Origin of the sequence: Arthrobacter ginkgonis (genome assembly GCF_039540195.1) — a bacterium.
Classification (GTDB): domain Bacteria; phylum Actinomycetota; class Actinomycetes; order Actinomycetales; family Micrococcaceae; genus Zafaria; species Zafaria ginkgonis.
Window position 1 is genome coordinate 1 of the sequence record NZ_BAABEO010000035.1, and the last position, 17,074, is coordinate 17,074.

General features: G+C 68.0%; 17 protein-coding genes and 1 pseudogene. 9 read left to right on the forward strand and 9 right to left on the reverse strand.

Annotated elements, in window-relative coordinates; genetic code table 11:
• Positions 1 to 299: 299 nt before the first annotated feature.
• Positions 300 to 386, reverse strand: a pseudogene (locus ABD912_RS22275) (thymidine kinase); the annotation flags it as partial.
• An 87-nt stretch (positions 387 to 473) separates the two neighbouring features.
• On the opposite strand from ABD912_RS22275, the gene ABD912_RS22280 reads away from it, so the two are divergent.
• The 3 genes from ABD912_RS22280 to ABD912_RS22290 all read left to right on the forward strand — a co-directional run bounded on the left by ABD912_RS22280 (position 474) and on the right by ABD912_RS22290 (position 3,584).
• Positions 474 to 1,124 (forward strand): hypothetical protein, encoded by a 651-nt coding sequence (locus ABD912_RS22280; RefSeq protein ID WP_345154472.1) that lies wholly within the window; start codon positions 474 to 476, stop codon positions 1,122 to 1,124.
• 694 nt (positions 1,125 to 1,818) lie between these two features.
• Positions 1,819 to 2,913 carry a type I restriction endonuclease gene (locus tag ABD912_RS22285; RefSeq protein ID WP_345154474.1) on the forward strand — a complete coding sequence of 365 codons (1,095 nt, stop codon included), beginning with the start codon at positions 1,819 to 1,821 and terminating at the stop codon, positions 2,911 to 2,913.
• A 290-nt stretch (positions 2,914 to 3,203) separates the two neighbouring features.
• Complete coding sequence (locus ABD912_RS22290; protein WP_345154476.1) at positions 3,204 to 3,584, forward strand: hypothetical protein; 381 nt, start codon at positions 3,204 to 3,206, stop codon at positions 3,582 to 3,584.
• A 117-nt stretch (positions 3,585 to 3,701) separates the two neighbouring features.
• Here the strand turns inward: ABD912_RS22290 and ABD912_RS22295 are convergent, their stop codons facing one another.
• The 4 genes from ABD912_RS22295 to ABD912_RS22310 form a co-directional block, all read right to left on the reverse strand.
• Complete coding sequence (locus ABD912_RS22295; RefSeq protein WP_345154479.1) at positions 3,702 to 4,952, reverse strand: tyrosine-type recombinase/integrase; 1,251 nt, start codon at positions 4,950 to 4,952, stop codon at positions 3,702 to 3,704.
• Complete coding sequence (locus ABD912_RS22300; protein ID WP_345154480.1) at positions 4,952 to 5,215, reverse strand: helix-turn-helix domain-containing protein; 264 nt, start codon at positions 5,213 to 5,215, stop codon at positions 4,952 to 4,954. Before ABD912_RS22300 ends, ABD912_RS22295 begins: the two co-directional genes overlap by 1 nt.
• Before the next feature lie 282 nt (positions 5,216 to 5,497).
• A complete protein-coding gene (locus ABD912_RS22305; RefSeq protein WP_345154482.1) occupies positions 5,498 to 6,076 on the reverse strand; it encodes a hypothetical protein in 579 nt (192 codons plus the stop codon).
• Positions 6,077 to 6,148: 72 nt separating this feature from the next.
• Complete coding sequence (locus ABD912_RS22310) at positions 6,149 to 6,796, reverse strand: TetR family transcriptional regulator (RefSeq protein WP_345154484.1); 648 nt, start codon at positions 6,794 to 6,796, stop codon at positions 6,149 to 6,151.
• A 162-nt stretch (positions 6,797 to 6,958) separates the two neighbouring features.
• On the opposite strand from ABD912_RS22310, the gene ABD912_RS22315 reads away from it, so the two are divergent.
• The 5 genes from ABD912_RS22315 (at position 6,959) to ABD912_RS22335 (ending at position 11,887) form a co-directional block, all read left to right on the forward strand.
• Positions 6,959 to 7,810 (forward strand): ABC transporter permease, encoded by an 852-nt coding sequence (locus ABD912_RS22315; RefSeq protein WP_345154486.1) that lies wholly within the window; start codon positions 6,959 to 6,961, stop codon positions 7,808 to 7,810.
• A 23-nt stretch (positions 7,811 to 7,833) separates the two neighbouring features.
• On the forward strand, positions 7,834 to 8,871 hold the full coding sequence (locus tag ABD912_RS22320; RefSeq protein ID WP_345154487.1) for an ABC transporter substrate-binding protein: 1,038 nt from the start codon (positions 7,834 to 7,836) through the stop codon (positions 8,869 to 8,871).
• A gap of 6 nt (positions 8,872 to 8,877) precedes the next feature.
• Complete coding sequence (locus ABD912_RS22325; RefSeq protein WP_345154489.1) at positions 8,878 to 9,654, forward strand: ABC transporter ATP-binding protein; 777 nt, start codon at positions 8,878 to 8,880, stop codon at positions 9,652 to 9,654.
• Between the two features lie 32 nt (positions 9,655 to 9,686).
• Complete coding sequence (locus ABD912_RS22330) at positions 9,687 to 11,336, forward strand: Xaa-Pro aminopeptidase (protein WP_345154490.1); 1,650 nt, start codon at positions 9,687 to 9,689, stop codon at positions 11,334 to 11,336.
• An 80-nt stretch (positions 11,337 to 11,416) separates the two neighbouring features.
• Complete coding sequence (locus ABD912_RS22335; RefSeq protein WP_345154492.1) at positions 11,417 to 11,887, forward strand: RidA family protein; 471 nt, start codon at positions 11,417 to 11,419, stop codon at positions 11,885 to 11,887.
• A gap of 27 nt (positions 11,888 to 11,914) precedes the next feature.
• Here the strand turns inward: ABD912_RS22335 and ABD912_RS22340 are convergent, their stop codons facing one another.
• The 4 genes from ABD912_RS22340 to ABD912_RS22355 form a co-directional block, all read right to left on the reverse strand.
• Entirely contained in the window at positions 11,915 to 12,343 is a 429-nt protein-coding gene (locus ABD912_RS22340) for a DUF1232 domain-containing protein (protein ID WP_345154494.1), read from the reverse strand.
• Between the two features lie 183 nt (positions 12,344 to 12,526).
• Entirely contained in the window at positions 12,527 to 13,372 is an 846-nt protein-coding gene (locus tag ABD912_RS22345) for an aldo/keto reductase (protein WP_345154496.1), read from the reverse strand.
• Positions 13,373 to 13,416: 44 nt separating this feature from the next.
• Complete coding sequence (locus ABD912_RS22350; protein WP_345154499.1) at positions 13,417 to 14,454, reverse strand: alcohol dehydrogenase catalytic domain-containing protein; 1,038 nt, start codon at positions 14,452 to 14,454, stop codon at positions 13,417 to 13,419.
• A complete protein-coding gene (locus ABD912_RS22355) occupies positions 14,454 to 16,019 on the reverse strand; it encodes an MFS transporter (protein WP_345154502.1) in 1,566 nt (521 codons plus the stop codon). Before ABD912_RS22355 ends, ABD912_RS22350 begins: the two co-directional genes overlap by 1 nt.
• Positions 16,020 to 16,174: 155 nt before the next feature.
• Between ABD912_RS22355 and ABD912_RS22360 the strand changes: the two genes are divergently transcribed.
• Positions 16,175 to 17,068 carry a helix-turn-helix transcriptional regulator gene (locus ABD912_RS22360; protein ID WP_345154507.1) on the forward strand — a complete coding sequence of 298 codons (894 nt, stop codon included), beginning with the start codon at positions 16,175 to 16,177 and terminating at the stop codon, positions 17,066 to 17,068.
• Positions 17,069 to 17,074 lie beyond the last annotated feature (6 nt).

Here is a 17,074-nt window from a genome sequence, read left to right on the forward strand (position 1 = left end):
GGCGCGGTTTTCATTGCCCCAGAAGCTGCCCCAAAAGCGGGACAGAGCCGGCCACGCTGGGGCAAAACAGCCCCAAACAGACCGTGCTATGGCCGGGAACCGTCTGGTGCAGACGCTAGTGCGCTCATCGTCGGGTTGTTGGTGGGGTGATCGGCCGGGCCGGGGGTGGCTGAGAGCGGCCTGCGGGTCCCGGTGGCAATGCTATCGCCCGCCTCGCCGACCAGGACCTTGCAGCCAGTCAAGGACGCCGCGTACCTGTGCCTGAGCCCGATATTCGAAGTAGGAACCCTTGAGTGGTCGCGGTCCTCGTAGTTGAACGGCGCCTGCAGCAGGCCGGTGGACTTCCCAGGGTTCATGGCGCCGTAACGGAAATACAGCTTGGCCAAGGTGGTCCGTTCGACAGCGGCGGCGTCGATTCTACGCAACGGCGTGCGGCGGGCCCGCCGGGGCCGCCGGGGCCGTACGGTAGCCGGATGGAACGCTTTACCGGGTTCATCGCGGGTCTGGGCACCAGTGCGGGTCGCCGGCTGGTGGTCGGGCACTGGATGGATTCCCCGCTCGGTGCCTTCACGGACGTCATGACCGAGGACCGCGACGGGCTTCGGACGCTGCTGGCCCCCAACCGGGCGGTCGCCGACTATGTGTCCGCGACCTACCGCTTCGACGAGGTGGTGGTGGCGCCGCTGGGCGCCAGCCTGGGCCCCGCCGGGGAACGGAGCGCGGAACCGGGGAACGAACCCGGGACCGCCGCACTGGTCCTCCGCGTTTCCGGCGGCCCGCTGGAGCTGCGCGCCGACCTGGGCCCCGTGACAGCGCTGGGCCGGATGCTGCAACGGGTCCCCGCCCGGATCGCCGTCCACCCGGCGTGGCTGACGGCCGTGAACCGCGCCGCGGGGATCCTGCTCCCGGGGGTGGCCACCGCCGGCTCCGCCGGAGGCGGGCGTCGGGAGTACTATGGCGTGCGCTCCATCCGTGGCGTCGAGCGCGCCGCGGCGAGCTGGAACGGGGCCGGCCTCGGACCCCTCGCGCCGGTGGATCCGCCCGTGCGCTTCGGCTTCAGTTCCGTTCCCCGCATGCCGCAGGCCGTGGCCGTCACGACGACGATCCTCCCCGCCCGCCGCTGAGGCGGGACCGGCTCTGTGCACGGCCACCAGCCGCGCACCCGCAAGCAGGGAACACTCGTCAATCAACCCTCAGTGAAGCTTCACTGGTCAACAGTGATGCACTGATGCATTGAAGCAATGCGTCAACGGTGCAATGAACCAATGCATCAATGTCCCCGTTGCGGCGGGGGTGGCTCGATCGACACCGACGCCCAGCACGCCGACAGCACCCTTCCCCGCCGCGTCGGGGGAAACCGCATGGGGTAGGACACCGGCCCGAAGGAGCGACATGCCACCGCCACCTGCACCCCCGCCCGACTGGACGGCTGGAGGCGGCCCTGCTGCCCGACGGGGTCGTCATGCTGCGCGGCTGGGCGAGCAGCACCACGGCCGGCACCCCGTACGCGCAGCTGCCGGAGGGGAAGCGTCCACTACCGCTTCATCATCGAGGCGGATGGGACCCTGCACCGCAACGTCGCGTCCACCACCACGAAGGCCGCCCACACCGGTGCGGTCTTCAAGGCAAAGACGGAGCAGGACTACTTCCCTGCCTATGCACGACTTGGCCCCCCGGGCCGGTTCCCATCGCGGGGGCCGGTTCGGGGCCCCTGGTGCGGGCCGGCACGGCAGGTCCTTGGCAGCGTCCCCTTTATCGTCGGCCGCGCACGATAGGTTCTGAGCACAACCATCACGCTAATTTGGGGGAAAGAAAGCAATGCAGTTTGCAGAGCGGCTGGCAGCGCTGGCAGCCAAGATCCGGCAGCAGCGGGACATCATCGTCACCGAGGAAGCCACGAAGAACGCGTTTGTCATGCCGTTCATTTCGACGATTCTCGGCTATGACGTCTTCAACCCGCTGGAGGTCGTGCCCGAGTTCACGGCCGACGTCGGGATCAAGAAGGGCGAGAAGATCGACTACGCCATCGTCCGCGACGGCGAAGTCCAGATGCTGATCGAGTGCAAGAAGTCCGCCGGGGACCTGCGCATCGAGCACGCCTCGCAGCTCTACCGGTACTTCGCGGTGACCAACGCGCGCATCGCCATCCTCACCAACGGTGAGGTCTACCAGTTCTACACGGACCTGGATGCGCCCAACCGCATGGACTCCAAGCCGTTCCTGGTCCTGGACATGGCCGACATCGACGAGACGCTGATCCCCGAGCTGATGAAGCTGTCCAAGGCCGAGTTCGACCTGGACTCCATCGTCAGCGCCGCGGAAGAACTCAAGTACGTCGGGCAGCTCAAGCGGACCATCACCGGATTGTTCCAGGAGCCCACGGACGAGTGGGTCAAGTTCCTCACCTCGAAGGTCTACGAGGGCGCCTTCACCGCGCGCGTCCGCGAGCAGTTCACCGGACTGGTGGCCAAGGCTTCCCGGCAGTTCCTCAGCGACCAGGTCAACGACCGCCTGAAGGCGGCCCTGGGCGAATCCCCCATCCCGTCCCCTGACACGGCCACCCTGGCCGCGAGCGTGACGAGCGAATCCGCCGTCGAGGCCGACCTGGCCGCCGATGACTCCGTCGAGACGACCCTGGAAGAGCTCGAAGGCTTCCAGATCGTGCGCGCCATCGTCTGCAGCGAAGTCAAGCCCCAGCGCATTGTCCACCGCGACGCGAAGAGCTACTTCGCCATCCTGCTCGATGACAACAACCGCAAGCCCATCGCACGGCTGCACTTCAACAGGAGCCAGAAGTACCTCGGCGTCTTCGACGCCGACAAGGCCGAAACCCGCCACCCGATCGACTCACTCGATGAGATCTACAACTTCGCCGACGAGCTGCGGCTCAGCGTCAAGAACTACGACGCGTAGCCCCGGCTCCGGCTAGCCCCTCACTTGGCGGGCCGTCATCCTGAGAGCATCTAGATAACACAACGGCCGGACTGCATAGCCCGGCCGTTGTGCTGCCCGTAGTTGATCCTTTGGATTCCGAGAGATCGACTAACCCCACGGTCATATGCCTTGGCGGCTGGTGCTAGAGGCCTTCGCCACCCCCGCTTTCATCTGCGCCTCACTAAGCCACAACCTGGCTTCGCGCGGCCCCCATCACGGGGCTGGTTCGGGGGCCTTTTTGCGTCGGTCCGGGGTGGCAGGATGGAGCCATGGAGAAGAACGACGTCGATCGCCTGCTTTCCACGGCCGCCCGCTTGCTGCCGGCAGACCCGGCAGGGGTCCTGGGCGTGGTGGGCGTGGTCTGGGACACCACTGGGGATCCGGAGCGGGCAGAGCGGGCACGGTCCGCGGAGCCTTCGCAGGCTGAGGGGTTGCTGCTCGAGACGGCGGCCGATCCGGCCCACCCCACGGTGCGGCGGTTGCTCGCGTCCGGTAAAGGCCTGGTCGTCGACCCGGTGCGCGTCCTGGTGTGGCTCACGTCACGGAACGCCTGGGCTGGCGGGTCGGAGGGCTCCTGCGCCCTGGACCGCCTGGACGATGCCGATGCCGTGCTCGATGCGTTCCGCGGCCACTTTGCCCCCAGCAACTGATCCATCCCGCTCCGCCTCCTGGCCCCGCCGCGTACCCCTATATCGAGGTATGCGGCGGGGCCTTTTTGCGTTGCCCGGGTAACCGTCCGGCCGCCGGGGTTTTCACTCCATCGCGAGTCAGGGGCCGGTGGGGGAGAGCTCGACCAGTGCGGGGGTCGCATCCCGCACCTGCTCGGCGCGCGCGATGTAGTGCCGGCGCGTGGTGCGGGTATCCGCATGGCGCAACTGGTGGCTGGCCGCCTCGATCCCCATAGTCGCCTCCAGGTGGGTGGCGACGGCCTTGCGGAAGCTGTGCGGGGAGATGTGCATGGGCAGCTCGACGTCCGACTTCTCGATGATGTTGCGAAGGGATGTCCGCACCGCGGATGGGGCGGCATGCTTGCCGGTGCGGGTGGGGAAGATCGGATCATCCAACCGGTCGAACGGCGTGTTCTCCTTCATTTCGATGAGCATCGTGCCGACGAACGGCGTCACCATGAACTTCGCGTAGCTGTTGGCCGATTTGCCGTAGCTCTGCCGGCGCAGGGGCCCGCGCTCGATCAAGGTGCCCGTGAGCGCCACGGAAGGCTCCTTGAGGTCAACATCCCGCCAGCGCAGCGCCATGACCTCCCCGATGCGGGCACCGGTGGCGACCATCAGTTCGATGGCCTGCAGGACGCGGCGGTTTGGCTTCGGCCCGGGCACGCCCTTGGCTTCGAAGCGAGCCTTGACCATGGCGCGCAACAGGTCCAGGGCAGCCCGGTCGGGAGCCTTAACCTCAGGCACGCCGGGTGAGGTCAGCACGACGGAGGCGGCGGGGTTGGCCTTGAGGTAGCCGAGGCGGACCGCGTGGTCCAAGGCCATTTTCAGCACCACCTTGCAGAGCCTGGCCGTGGACGCCCCCTCGAGCTCATCACCCCCGGTGATGAGGCTCTCCAGCTTCGCCTCGATGAGCGGCACGCTCAGGGCGGTCAGGCGCACCGGCCCCAGGAGCCTGATCACGATTCCAGCGTGGTGCTGGTACTGCTCCAGGGTTTGCCTGGTGATGGTCTTGCCGCCGATAGTCTTCTGGTCCGAGGCCTTCACCTGCTTCTCGCGATGCTCCAGCCAGTCGGTGAACGCGTCGGCCACCGTCGGGTTTTTCTTGGAGAGGCTCGTGCCGAGGCTTGACAGCTCTTCGGCCTTCGCGCGCATCGCCCGGTAGGCGGCAGTCTCGGTTGGGGCGCTGACACGGAAACGTTTTACGCTCCCGTCGGGCATGCCCACGGAGCTGTCATAGCGGGTCCATTCCACCTCCTTCTTGGTGACCGCGTCGATTTTGGTGAACTTCGACTCCTTGATTTTGCCGAGCTCCCCAACGCCGAGGGGCTCCCTGCCGTGGCCGGCCATCAGGCGGCCTTCCCGGCTTCCAGCGCCTCGAAGAACGCGATGACGTCCTCGCGCCGGTACAGTGCGCGGCGCCCCACGATCGTGCACTTCGGGCCGATCCGGGCGGAGTGCCAGTTGGCGAGGGTCTTGGGGGTCTGGTGGAGTATGCGGGCGGCTTCCTCTCGGGTGACAAGGTCCAGGGTCTTCGGGGTGGCGGCCTCAGGGGCGGCCTTCTTCTTCGTGGTCATGCCCCTAGAGAGCGTGGGGGTGCGTGTCTGGCTCACAACCGAGTTCCCGCTGGTTCCCGTTGCATTTTGATTGCATTTGGATGCGGGAATCCGGTGGGTTTTGCGGGCATTCACGGGAAGCCGGCTGGCGAGGAACCCCTCCACTTCCCCTTGAATCCGGGGGTTTTTTCGCGGGATGACAGAGCTCCCGAAGGGACCCCTAAACAATTGTGCTGGTAACAGGGGGTCGCCGGTTCGAATCCGGCAAGGGGCTCCACTGATGCGATGGCCGCTTCCCTTGGAAACAAAGGGAAGCGGCCATTCTTGCCTAGGGCCCGGCTAGCTGCTGGTGTAGTTCCTGCAGGAGTACACCGGATCCGCGGAGAGGTTCAGCTTCGCCCGGATCTCTTGGGATATGGCCCCGCCATTCGATAGGGCGGCTTTCTGTTCGACACCTGACATAAGGAAGAAGAACTGATCCGTGGTCTTGGCATTCGCCAGGACGGCCATGGAAGCGATGTAGTCGTACTGGACGTCGAGGAGCGGTTCGATCTCCTCCTCGATCACGCTGGGCCACAGGATGTCCTCATCGGAAAACGCATCCGCCAGGTCCCGGGCGGCATCCCGCATCTCGGCAGAGGCCTCGGTCAAGGACCCCAGCGACGGAGCGCCGCCCTCCTCGGCCTCGGCGTACGCGGCGAGATACACGTCGTCGTACTCGTCCGCCATGGCGTTCATGGGGCAAACGTGCTTCAGGAAGTACGCCGCTGCTTCCTCGATGCTCATCGGTTCCCGGTCGGCCGCAGTGCTCGCATCTGCTGCCGGAGTGGAGCCGGCAACCTGGCCGGCTTGGCCGCCCGAGGCACAGCCGGTGAGCAAGAGCAGCGTGGCCAAGGCATACGCAAGGCGCTTCTTCATGGTTCCCCCCCATGGACGTGCGGTGTCGGTTCATCGTATCCGTGGCGGATCGCCCGGCCGGGGGACCAATGGCTAGCGTGCCGCGGCGTGGCTCACGACGAGGTCCCCCAGGATGCGGCGCATGCGTTCGCGGTCGCGCGGGTCGATGGTGCGGCGGCCGAATAGCTTATCGAAGGTGTACTGGTTGGAGATCCTGAAGAAGCTGAATGACGTGATGATGAAGTGCAGGTCGACGGCCTTTGTGGCGGGGTTGATGTCGCCCAGCTCCACGCCGCGTTCAATGACCCGCTCCAGCTGACCGACGATGGGGCCGGCCAGCTCTTCCTGCTTCCCGTCCGGCCAGAGGGCCGCGTAGTTGGTGTTGACGTCCGCCATCACGCGGACGAACTCGGGATGCGCCTCGTGGTAGTCGAACGTGATCTCGGCGATCCGGCGCAGCGCATCCAGGGGAGCCAGGTCGTCGACGTCGACGCGTTGTTCCTCCGCGCGGATCTGCCGGATGACCCTGTGGACCACGGCCTTGTACAGGCCCTCCTTGTCGCTGAAGTAGTAGTAGAACATCCGCTTGGTGGTCTGGGTTCGCGCGGCGATCTCATCGATGCGCGCCCCCGCGAACCCCTTGTCGGCGAACTCCTCGGTGGCCACAACGAGGATGTTGTTCTTCGTCTCCTCCTTGTTGCGCTTCCGCTCGGGGGACTGCCTATCCGCTACCTGCGTCATCTCGCCCTCACTAACTGGTTCGTGAACTTTCTGCGATCGTACCCGATCTCCGCGTGATCCTCCTGAAAGGAGCACACAAATTCACTCTAGACGGTAGGGACTCGGCTTGTTATGTTGTTCCAGTCACAGGCTCACTCACCATTTCGTACATTAGGAGTTTCCATGGCGACCCAGACCAACGCGCCCCGCGTGAGCGCAGCCCCGCCCTCCGGCGGGCGCACGTCTGACGCGGCGTCCCGTCCGCGCCGCAAGGCCCGCCGCCCGCTACCCAACGCGGTCAAATCAACCATCGGCGTGCTCACCCTCGTCCTGCTCTGGGAGGCAGTGGTTAGGGCGCTCGACGTGCCCCGGTTCCTGTTCGTGGCCCCGTCCGCCGCCCTGGGGGAGCTGGTTGCGCAGCCGGCGTACTATCTCGAACACAGCGGGGTCACCCTCTACGAGTCGCTGCTCGGCTTCGTGCTCGGAGCGCTGCTCGGCATCGCCTGCGGGGCCGTGATCTACTACGTGCCCTTCGTGCGGCACGCGCTCTACCCCTCGCTCATCGCCATCAACACCATTCCGAAGGTCGCGCTGGCCCCGCTGTTCATCGTCTGGTTCGGGTTCAGCCTCGAGTCGAAGGTCGCCGTCGCTCTGAGCATCGCCTTCTTCCCCCTGGTCATCGCAACCTTCGACGGACTGGCCTCCGTCCCTTCCGAACTGCGGGAGTTGGCCCGGATCAACCGCGCCTCGCGGTTCAAGCAGATGCGCAAGATCGAGCTGGTCCACTCGCTGCCGGCGATCTTCACCGGAATGAAGATCTCCATCTCCATGGCCGTCGGCGGTGCCGTCGTCGGCGAGTTCATCGCCGGCAACTCCGGGCTCGGCTACGTCGTGCTGGTGGCCAACAGCCAGATCAACCTGGCCTCGATGTTCGCCGCCTTCATCTGCCTGGCCCTGATGTCCCTGGTGCTCTTCGTCGCCGTCGAATGGCTCGGCAAGAAGCTGCTGCCCTGGAACGAAGCAACGTCCAAGTAACTCGACCCCGAAGGACCACGAACATGCGCAACATGACCAAAGCCTTGGCCGGCGCCGCGGCCGCCACCCTGCTGCTGACCTCCTGCTCCGGGGCCTCCGGCGCAGGAGGCAAGGAGAAGGTGTCCCTCATGATGGACGTCGGCCTGCTTCCCAAGCACGCCCTGTTCTACGCCGCGAAGGAGCACGGCTTCTACGAAGCCGCCGGATTCGACGTCAACATCCTCCCCGGGACCGGATCGAAGGACACCGCCCTGGCCGTCAGCGCCGGACGCGTCGACTTCGGATTCGCCGACTTCGCCATGACCGCCGTCGCGCGGGCGGAAGGCGCCGACGTCAAACAGATCGGGCTTGTGCAGGCCGAGACCGCCTACGCGACCGTCACCACCGAAGGCCGGGGCATCGAGGGCTGGGACGACCTCAAGGGCAAGACCGTGGCCACCGAGGCCGGCGGCGCCATGACCGCCATGTGGCCCCTGGCCCTGGAAAAGGCCGGGCTGGCCCCCGGCGACGTGGAAGTCGTCGCCGCAACCGGCCAAGCCAAGATCCCAGGCCTGCTCAGCAAGCAGTGGGACGCCACCCTCGCGTTCTTCATCTCCGACGAACCCGTGCTCAAGGCCCAGGGTGAAAGCCCGGTCGTGCTCAAGTGGAGCGACATCGGCATCAGCATGTACGGCAACGGCATCGTCGCCAGCAGCAAGACGCTCGGCGACGGGGACAAGGCATCCAGGTTCATGGACGCCACCCTCCGCGGAGCCGCCTGGGCCTGCCAGAACCAGGAGCAGGCCGCACAGGCCCTGATGAAGAGCGTCACCGAGATGGGCCCCGAAGCCGCCCAGGCCGGGGTCGAAGCCGCCTGCTCCATCCTGGCAAGCGACGAAATGGCGGACCTCGGCCTCGGTGCCATGAGCGACAAGGGAGCCGAGCGCGTGGTCGACCTGGCCGGGAACTACCTCGGCCTCGACGCCGGCAAGGTCACTCCCTCCGACCTCTACACGAACGACTACCTGCCCGAGGTACGCGTCGACGAGAAGATGGCCGCCCCGGCCGCCAACGAAGGCTAAGGAACCATGAAAACCACACCCGTCATCCAGGTCCGCGACGTCGAGATGTCCTACGACACCCCCGACGGCACGGCAACCATCCTAAAGAACTGCGACCTCCAGATCCGCGAAGGCGAATTCATCTCCATCGTCGGGCGCTCCGGGGGCGGCAAGACCACCCTGCTGCGCATCGTCGCAGGGCTGCTCACCCCCACCGCCGGCGAAGTCACCATCAAGGGCAACCCCGTCCAGGAGGCCCTGAACGACCTGGCCATGGTCTTCCAGAAACCCGTCCTGCTGCCGTGGCGCAACAACATCGGCAACATCCTGCTGCCCCTGGAGTTCCGCGGCAAGGTCACCCCCAAGATGAAGCGGGACGCCCAGGACCTGCTCGAGCTCGTCGGACTGGCCGACGCCGGAAGCAAGTACCCCTACGAGCTCAGCGGCGGCATGCAGCAGCGCGTCGCCATCTGCAGGGCCCTGGTCTCCCACCCGCAGATCATGCTCATGGACGAACCCTTCGGCGCCCTGGACGCGATGACCCGCGACACCATGAACCTCGAACTCCAGCGGATTTGGGCCGAAACCGGACGCAGCATCCTTTTCGTCACCCACAGCATCCCCGAAGCGGTGTTCCTCTCCGACCGGGTCGTGGTCATCGGAGACAAGCCCGGCCGCGTCATCGCCGACATCAAGATCGACCTGCCCCGTTTGCGCACCCGCGAACACCGGTTCTCTCCCGAATTCGCGGCCTACGAACACCAGGTCGCCGAACTCATCGGAGTCAAGGAAGGCATCAGCTAGGCGCCCACTCGGCGTCACAAGAAAGGAACAGCATGCGACTGATCAGCAACCCCCAGTACATCCGCGACAACTACGGATTCGACCCCTTCGCCAACCTCCTGATCCCCAACATTCGGATGGACTCGCCCCTCATGGCCACTCCCGTGGTCGCAGCGACCGACGCCGGCGAGTACGTACTGTCCCGCCAGCAGGAACTGGGCAGCCTCCTGTCCCAGGGCGTCCCGATGGACCGGATCCGCCTCTTCGAGGGCTACGTCACCCTCGATCCGGCCCTCAAGTCCACCCGCTCGGCCAAGTCCTTCGCCGCCGCCGTCGAGGAGCTCGCCCGGCCTGGCGAGGCGGTGGCCGTCGACGGCGGCTTCCCCTACTCCCGCTACCTCGCGCTCAAGGACGCCGGCCTCGACGTCCGCATCGAGGAACACGGCACGACGGCGGCCGTGGTCGCCTACCGCCTCGATACCGGCGCGGTCCTCCGGGACTTCCGGGCGATCCGGGCCCGCGGCATCGGGGCGGCACGTGCCCTCGTCGAATCCCTGCCGCAGCTGGACGGCATCCAGGACGAGTTCACCGACGCCGTCGACTCCCGCTACAGCCTGCTGGAGAAGATCGCTGCCGAAAACGGGGTCGCCGCCGTGCTGTCCTCCGCGCGCCCCAACTTCAGCGAGCTCACCGGCTTCGCCGCCCGGGAGGGGCTCCACGCCCTCTGGGTGGGCGGAACCGGCGAGCTCTACGTGATAGGCCCGGCCACGGACTACTCCATTCCCGGGGTTCCCACTGGCACCTACAGCAGCCTGTCGGCGGCCATCCGGTCCCTGGCCGGCGACGGCGCCACCGGCATCGAGGAACACCGGCTGGGAGCGGCCACCGCCGACGCCCTCCACGGGGCCGGCGTCGAACTGGCTCCCTTGTCCCTCGAACTGGGGAAGTGGCGGGACCTGCGCGACCACGAGGACCTGCCGTTCCAGCTGATCGCCGCCCGCGCCAGCACGTACTGCATCTCCGGGGCCCTCAAGCACGCCGAGGAAACCATCGCCGAGCGCGGCTACATCACCGAGAACGAGGCACACGCCAAGTACCGCGAACTGATCCACGCGTTCCGCGCGGAGCACGGCATCCCCTTCGCGCTGGAACCCTTCTTCGTCAACCTGCACGCGGCCGACCGCAGCCTGTACCCCGGCCCGCCGACCGACTTTCGGATCACCGCCGGGTCCGGCTCGGTCAAGCTGGACGCCGGGCTTAAGGTCACCCACAATGGCGTCGTGCTGGCCACCTCGGACATGGCCCGCTCGCTCGTCACCACCGACGAGGCCCGTGAAGGCTACGAGTTCTTCCTCAAGGTCGTGCGGGAGGACATCATCGGGGCGCTGCACGCGGGCAAGGACTGCGAGGTCGTCCACCGCGAGGCCGTCGAAGCAGTCCTGGCCCACCGCCAGCGACTGATCGAGCTCAACCTGCTCGCCGAGGAGACCGACTTCGCCGCCGAGTACGGCAAGCGGAACGTCGGCCACCTGATGGGCAAGCAGGAATCCTTCGGGCTGGAGTTCAAGCCCGGGCATCCCTTCGCGCTGCCCGCCCGCTCGCTCGGCGCGGCCGAGATCCAGTGGTCCTTCGGGAACTACTCGATCGGTGCGGAGGACATGTGGTACATCGGCGCGGACCGCGTCTACAACACCACCATCTGAGCCGGGCCCACCACCATAAGCCGCGGTGCCGGACCGGGCGAGCCCGGTCCGGCACCGCATCCACGAACAAGGACAACCACATGACCCCCGACATCCTGCAGAACCTCACCGCCAACGGATGGGTCCTCCCCGCCGCCGCGGCCCCGAAGTACGCCTATGAGGCGGTCGCGGTCGAAGGAAACCTCGCCTACGTCTCCGGCCAGATTCCCAAGCTCGGTGGCAACGTCGTGCACACCGGCCCCGTCTCCGACCACGACATCGAGCGCGGCATCGAGGCCGCCGAGCTTTGCGCGCTGAACCTGCTGGCCCAGCTCGAGGCCACCATCGGGCTTGAAAACGTTCGCACCGTCCTGAAGCTCAACGGCTACGTCTCCAGCGCGGACGGCTTCACCCGCCAGCCCGAAGTCATCGACGGGGCCTCCAAACTCATCCGAACCGTCCTCGGGGACGCCGGCGGGCATGCCCGCACCGCCCTGCCCGCGGCCAACCTTCCGGCCGACGCGACCGTCGAGATCGAACTCGTCGTCGCCACCGTGGCCCAGGGGTCCTAGGCGCAGACGCGGCCCCGGCCTGTTGCGCTAGTCCCCGGGATGGGAAGGCTTCAGGCCGGCAAGCCGTTCGATGACGGCCAGTCCGGAGGGCGTTCCCGGCCAGTGGCGGCGCAGCGGCTCGGGCCCGGCGGAACGCAGCGCGGAGCGGAGGGCGAGCGCCACGATGATCACGTCGTCCGCGTAGCCGATCACGGGCAGGAAATCCGGCACGAGGTCCAGCGGCAGGAGAAGGTAGGCCAGGAGCAGGCCCAGCTTGACCCGCACACCGGCGGGCACCGTGCGGTCCGCCGCCATGCGCCGGAGCACGCGCAGCAGGTCCGGCAGCAGGCGGAGGGCATCCTTCATGCCCACCGTCTCCGGGTGGCGCCGGGCATAGACCCATAGGCCCAGGAGCAGGATCACGTAGACGCCGACCAGTCCCGCGAGGAGGCCCAGCAGTATTTCCCACCCATTCACGATCTGGCGTTCTCCGTTCTTCCGTGGCCGGTGGCCGTCGGGCCAGCGCCTTGGTGGCCTGGCACCGGCGCTCCTCTTGAGGTTATGCCGTACCCGGTCACGCCGCCCCATGCGCACCGACGCCGGTACCAGGCCCTCCGCGGAACACGGGTGGTGAATGAGGAGGCCCCGCGGCGCCCGCCGTCAGTCGATCCTGCGGCCGCCGAGCCGGCTGACCCATTCGGGGTCGCGGTGGTCGAAGAACTGCGAGGCCCCGGTGTCCAGTGCGGCGATCCGGTCCATTTCGTCTCTGGCGAGCTCGAAGCCGAAGACGTCGAGGTTCTCCTTCATCCGGTCGACGCGGACCGACTTCGGGATGACCACCACGCCGCGCTGGACGAGCCAGCGGAGCACGACCTGCGCGACGGACCTGCCGTGCGCCTCGCCGATGCCGGCCAGGACCGGATCGGTGAACAGATTGTTCCGGCCCTCCGCGAACGGCCCCCAGGACTCGATCTGCACGCCGTGCCGGCGCATGAGGTCCTGGTCGGCCCGCCGCTGGAAGAACGGGTGGGTCTCGATCTGGTTCACCGCGGGCGCGACCTCGTTGTGGGCGATGAGGTCCACGAGCCGGTCGGGGTGGAAGTTGGAGACCCCGATGGCGCGGGCCAGGCCCTGCCGGTGGATCTCCTGCATGGCCCGCCACTCGCTGTAGTAGTCGCCGAAGGGCTGGTGGATCAGGTACAGGTCCAGATGGTCGAGGCCGAGGCGCTTCAGGGAAGCGTCGAACGCCCGCTTGGTGTTGTCCTCGCCCGGGTCCTGGATCCACAGCTTGGTGGTGACGAACAGTTCACCCCGGGGGATGCCGCTGTTGCGGATGGCGCGGCCGACGGCTTCCTCGTTCTGGTAGGCGGCCGCGGTGTCCAGGGACCGGTACCCGGCGGCGAGGGCATCGGTGACGGCCTGTTCGGTCTGGTCGGCGGGGATCTGGTAGACGCCGAATCCGAGGATCGGCATCTCGACGCCGTTGTTGAGGGTCACTGTCTGCATGGGGTTTTCCTTCCGGTCAGAGTTCGGAGTTCGGAGTTCAGAGTTCAGGGGCGGACGAGGACCTTGAGGGCCTCACGGGCATCCATGGCCTTGTAGGCCTCGGGGGTCTGTTCGAGGCCGACCTCGCGGTCGAAGACCCGGCCGGGGTTCACGCTGCCGTCGAGCACCCTGGGAAGCAGGGGCTCGATGTACGCGCGGACCGGAGCGGGGCCGCCGGTGAGGGTGACGTTGGGTCCGAACAGGGACCCGAAGCCGATGGGCGCCTCCTCGTACTGGGGGACGCCCACCCGGCTGATCACACCGCCGGGGCGAACGACGCCGATGGCCTGCCGGTAGGCGGGCATGTGCCCGACAGCTTCGAGGACGGTGTGGGTGCCGTCGCCGCCGGTGAGCTCACGGACCGCGGCGATGCCCGCCTCGCCGCGTTCGGCAACGACGTCGGTGGCGCCGAATTCGCGCCCCAGGTCCGTGCGGGCCTGGTGCCGGCCCATGAGGATGATGCGCTCGGCGCCGAGCTGCTTGGCGGAGAGCACGGCCATCAGGCCCACGGCCCCGTCGCCGATAACGGTGACGGTGGTGCGTTCGTTCACCCCGGCCTTGACGGCGGCGTGATAGCCGGTGCCGTAGACGTCGGAGAGAGTGAGCAGGGAGGCCAGCAGGGCGGAGTCCTCGCCGACGGGGACCTTGACGAGGGTGCCGTCGGCCAGCGGGACGCGCACGGCCTCGGCCTGTCCGCCGCCGATGCCGTTCCTGCCCCAGAACCCGCCGTGGCGGCAGGAGGTGTGCAGGCCCTCGCGGCAGAAGTCGCAGGTGCCGTCGGACCAGGCGAAGGGGGCGATGACCAGGTCGCCCTTCTTCAGGGTCGCGACGTCCCTGCCGGTTTCCTCGACAACTCCGACGAACTCGTGGCCCATGGGGATGCCCTCGGCGGTGGCCGGCAGGCCGTGGTAGGGGTGCAGGTCCGAGCCGCACACGCAGGCGCGCACGATCCGCACGATCGCGTCGGTGGGCCGCTCGATGACCGGGTCGGGGACGTCGATCACGCGCACGTCGCCGGCACCGAACATGTAGGTTGCTCGCATCAGGTAGTTGTTTCCGTTTCTCTGTGTCCTGTTGGCTGCTTCCAGCCAACAGGGTCGGGTTGGGTTGTGGGAGTCCCTGCCGTTACGGGTACTGGCAATACCCCCTTGGCAGGGTCGCTCGGGCCAGTGGGGTGCGGCCGCCGCCGGCGAACGGCATCCCAACGAACGGCATCCCAGCGGACAACGAGTCCGACGACGGCGAGCAGCGCGAGGGCGAGCAGGACCGTGCCGCCGCCCAGGGCGGCGGAGACCTGGGCGGCGGAGACCTGGGCGGCGAGGACCCCGGCGGTGTTGCCGGTACCTGCGGCGGCGGCAACGAGCACGAGGATGCCGATGCCCAGCGAGCCGCCGAGCTGGTGGGCGGTGTTCACCACGCCGGACGCCGCACCGGCGTCCCGGGACCCGACGCCGGCGATGCCGGCCGCGGTCAGCGGTCCGAACGCCAAGCCCTGCCCGATGCCGATGAGGGCCATCGGCAAGGCCACGGCCACGACGTACGGGCTGTCCGCCTCCAGGCGGCTGAGCCACCCCATTCCCGCCAGGGTGGCCGCGATGCCGGAGGCCAGGAGCGCCGTGTTGCCGATCCTCCCGGTCAGCCGCGGAACGGCGAGGGCCACGAAGAAGTTCACCACCGTCATCGGCATGAACGCGAGCCCGGCCTGCAGCGGGCCGAACCCGTAGACGCCCTGGAGGAACTGCGTGGTGAAGAAGAAGTAGCCCATCATCGCGCCGACGAAGAGCAGCCGGGCTAGGTAGGCGCCCGAGCGTTCCCGGCTGGCAAACAGGCCCAGCGGCATGATCGGCTGCCGGGCCCGGGCCTCGTTGAGCACCAGGCCGCCCATCAGCACCACCCCGGCGGCAAGCGCGCCGAGGGTGGCGGGGTCGCCCCACCCGGCGTCGGCCACATGGACGATGCCGTAGACCAGGGAACCCATGCCCAGCGTCGAACAGGCCGCCCCGGCGAGGTCGAAGCGCCCGGCGCGGCGTTCGGTCTCGGGCAGTTGCCGCAGGGCGGCAAAGACCATCACGACGGCGATGGGTGCGTTGATCAGGAACCCCACCCGCCAGGAGAGCCAGTCCGCCAGCAGGCCTCCCAGCACCAGCCCGACGCTGGCCCCGATGCCAGCGGTCGCACCGTACGCGGCCAGGGCCCGGGTTCGCTCGCGCCCCTCGGGGAAGCCGGCGGTCAGCAGCGCCAGGCTCGAGGGTGCGAGCACCGCGGCGCCCACGCCCTGCACCGCGCGGGCGGCCAGCAGCCACGCCGCGGAGGGCGCGGCCCCGATCGCGAGCGAGGCGAGGCCGAAGACCACCAGGCCCGCGACGAACACGCGCCGCCGCCCGAGGATGTCCCCGGCGCGCGCTCCGAGCAGCAGCAGGCCGCCGAACACCAACACGTAGGCGTTCTGGACCCAGGACAGGTCCGCTGCGGTGAATCCCAGCTCGTCGCGGATCTTGGGCAGGCCGGTGATCACGATCGAGGTGTCCAGCACGATCATGAAATAGCTCACCAGGATGATCGCCAGGACCGCCGTGGGATTGCTGCGGCGGGTGGATCTCTTGTTCACTCGTAGTCCTTCGGGTGCGTCGGTACCGGCCCGGGGCGGCTCCGGTCGGGTTGCCTTTCCAGAGAAACAGCGTCCCGGCGCGGGCGGGAGGTCCTGCCGTTACAGGTACTGGCAGGGCCTCCCGGAACGCGTCCCGGGCTTCTAGCGTGGAAGGCATGGACAATCGGAACGACATCCGCGAATTCCTGGCCACCCGGCGGGCCAAGATCACCCCGCAGCAGGCGGGGCTGCCCGCCTACGGGGGAAACCGGCGAGTTCCCGGGCTGCGCCGGGAGGAGGTCGCGATGCTCGCCGGGGTGAGCATCGACTACTACATCCGGCTTGAGCGCGGAAACCTCAGGGGCGTCTCGGACAGCGTTCTGGATGCGCTGGCGCGCGCGTTGCAGCTGGACGAGGCCGAAAGGGCCCACCTCTTCGACCTGGCCCGGGCGGCGGCTCCGTCCACCCCGGCAGGCCGCCGGCAGGCCCCGCAGAAGGTGCGGCCCACCCTCCAGCGCGTGCTGGACGCCATGGGCACGCCGGCCTTCGTGCGCAACGGCAACATGGACATCCTGGCGGCGAACCGGCTCGGTCGGGCGCTCTACGGCGAGATCTTCGACAGCCCCGTCCAGCCACCGAACTCCGCCCGGTTCGCGTTCCTCGACCCCCGCGCCGAGCGCTTCTTCCGCGACTGGGACCGGGTCATCGAGGATTCGGTGGCGATCCTGCGGGCGGAGGCCGGCCGCCGGCCCTACGACCGGGGCCTGTCCAACCTGATCGGGGAGCTGTCGACCCGCAGCGAGTTGTTCCGCACCCGGTGGGCCGCGCACAACGTGCGCTTCCACCGGACCGGAGGCAAGCGCCTGAACCATCCGCTGGTCGGCGACCTCGACCTGGACTACGAGGCCATGGAACTGCCCGCGGATCCGGGCCTTGTGGTCATCACCTACACCGCCGAACCCGGGTCCCCGTCCCAGGACGCGCTGAATCTCCTGGCCAGCTGGACGGCCGGCACCGAACCGGCGGACCGGACCGCGGACCGAACCTCCGAGCACGACCGACACCTCTGATGGAGC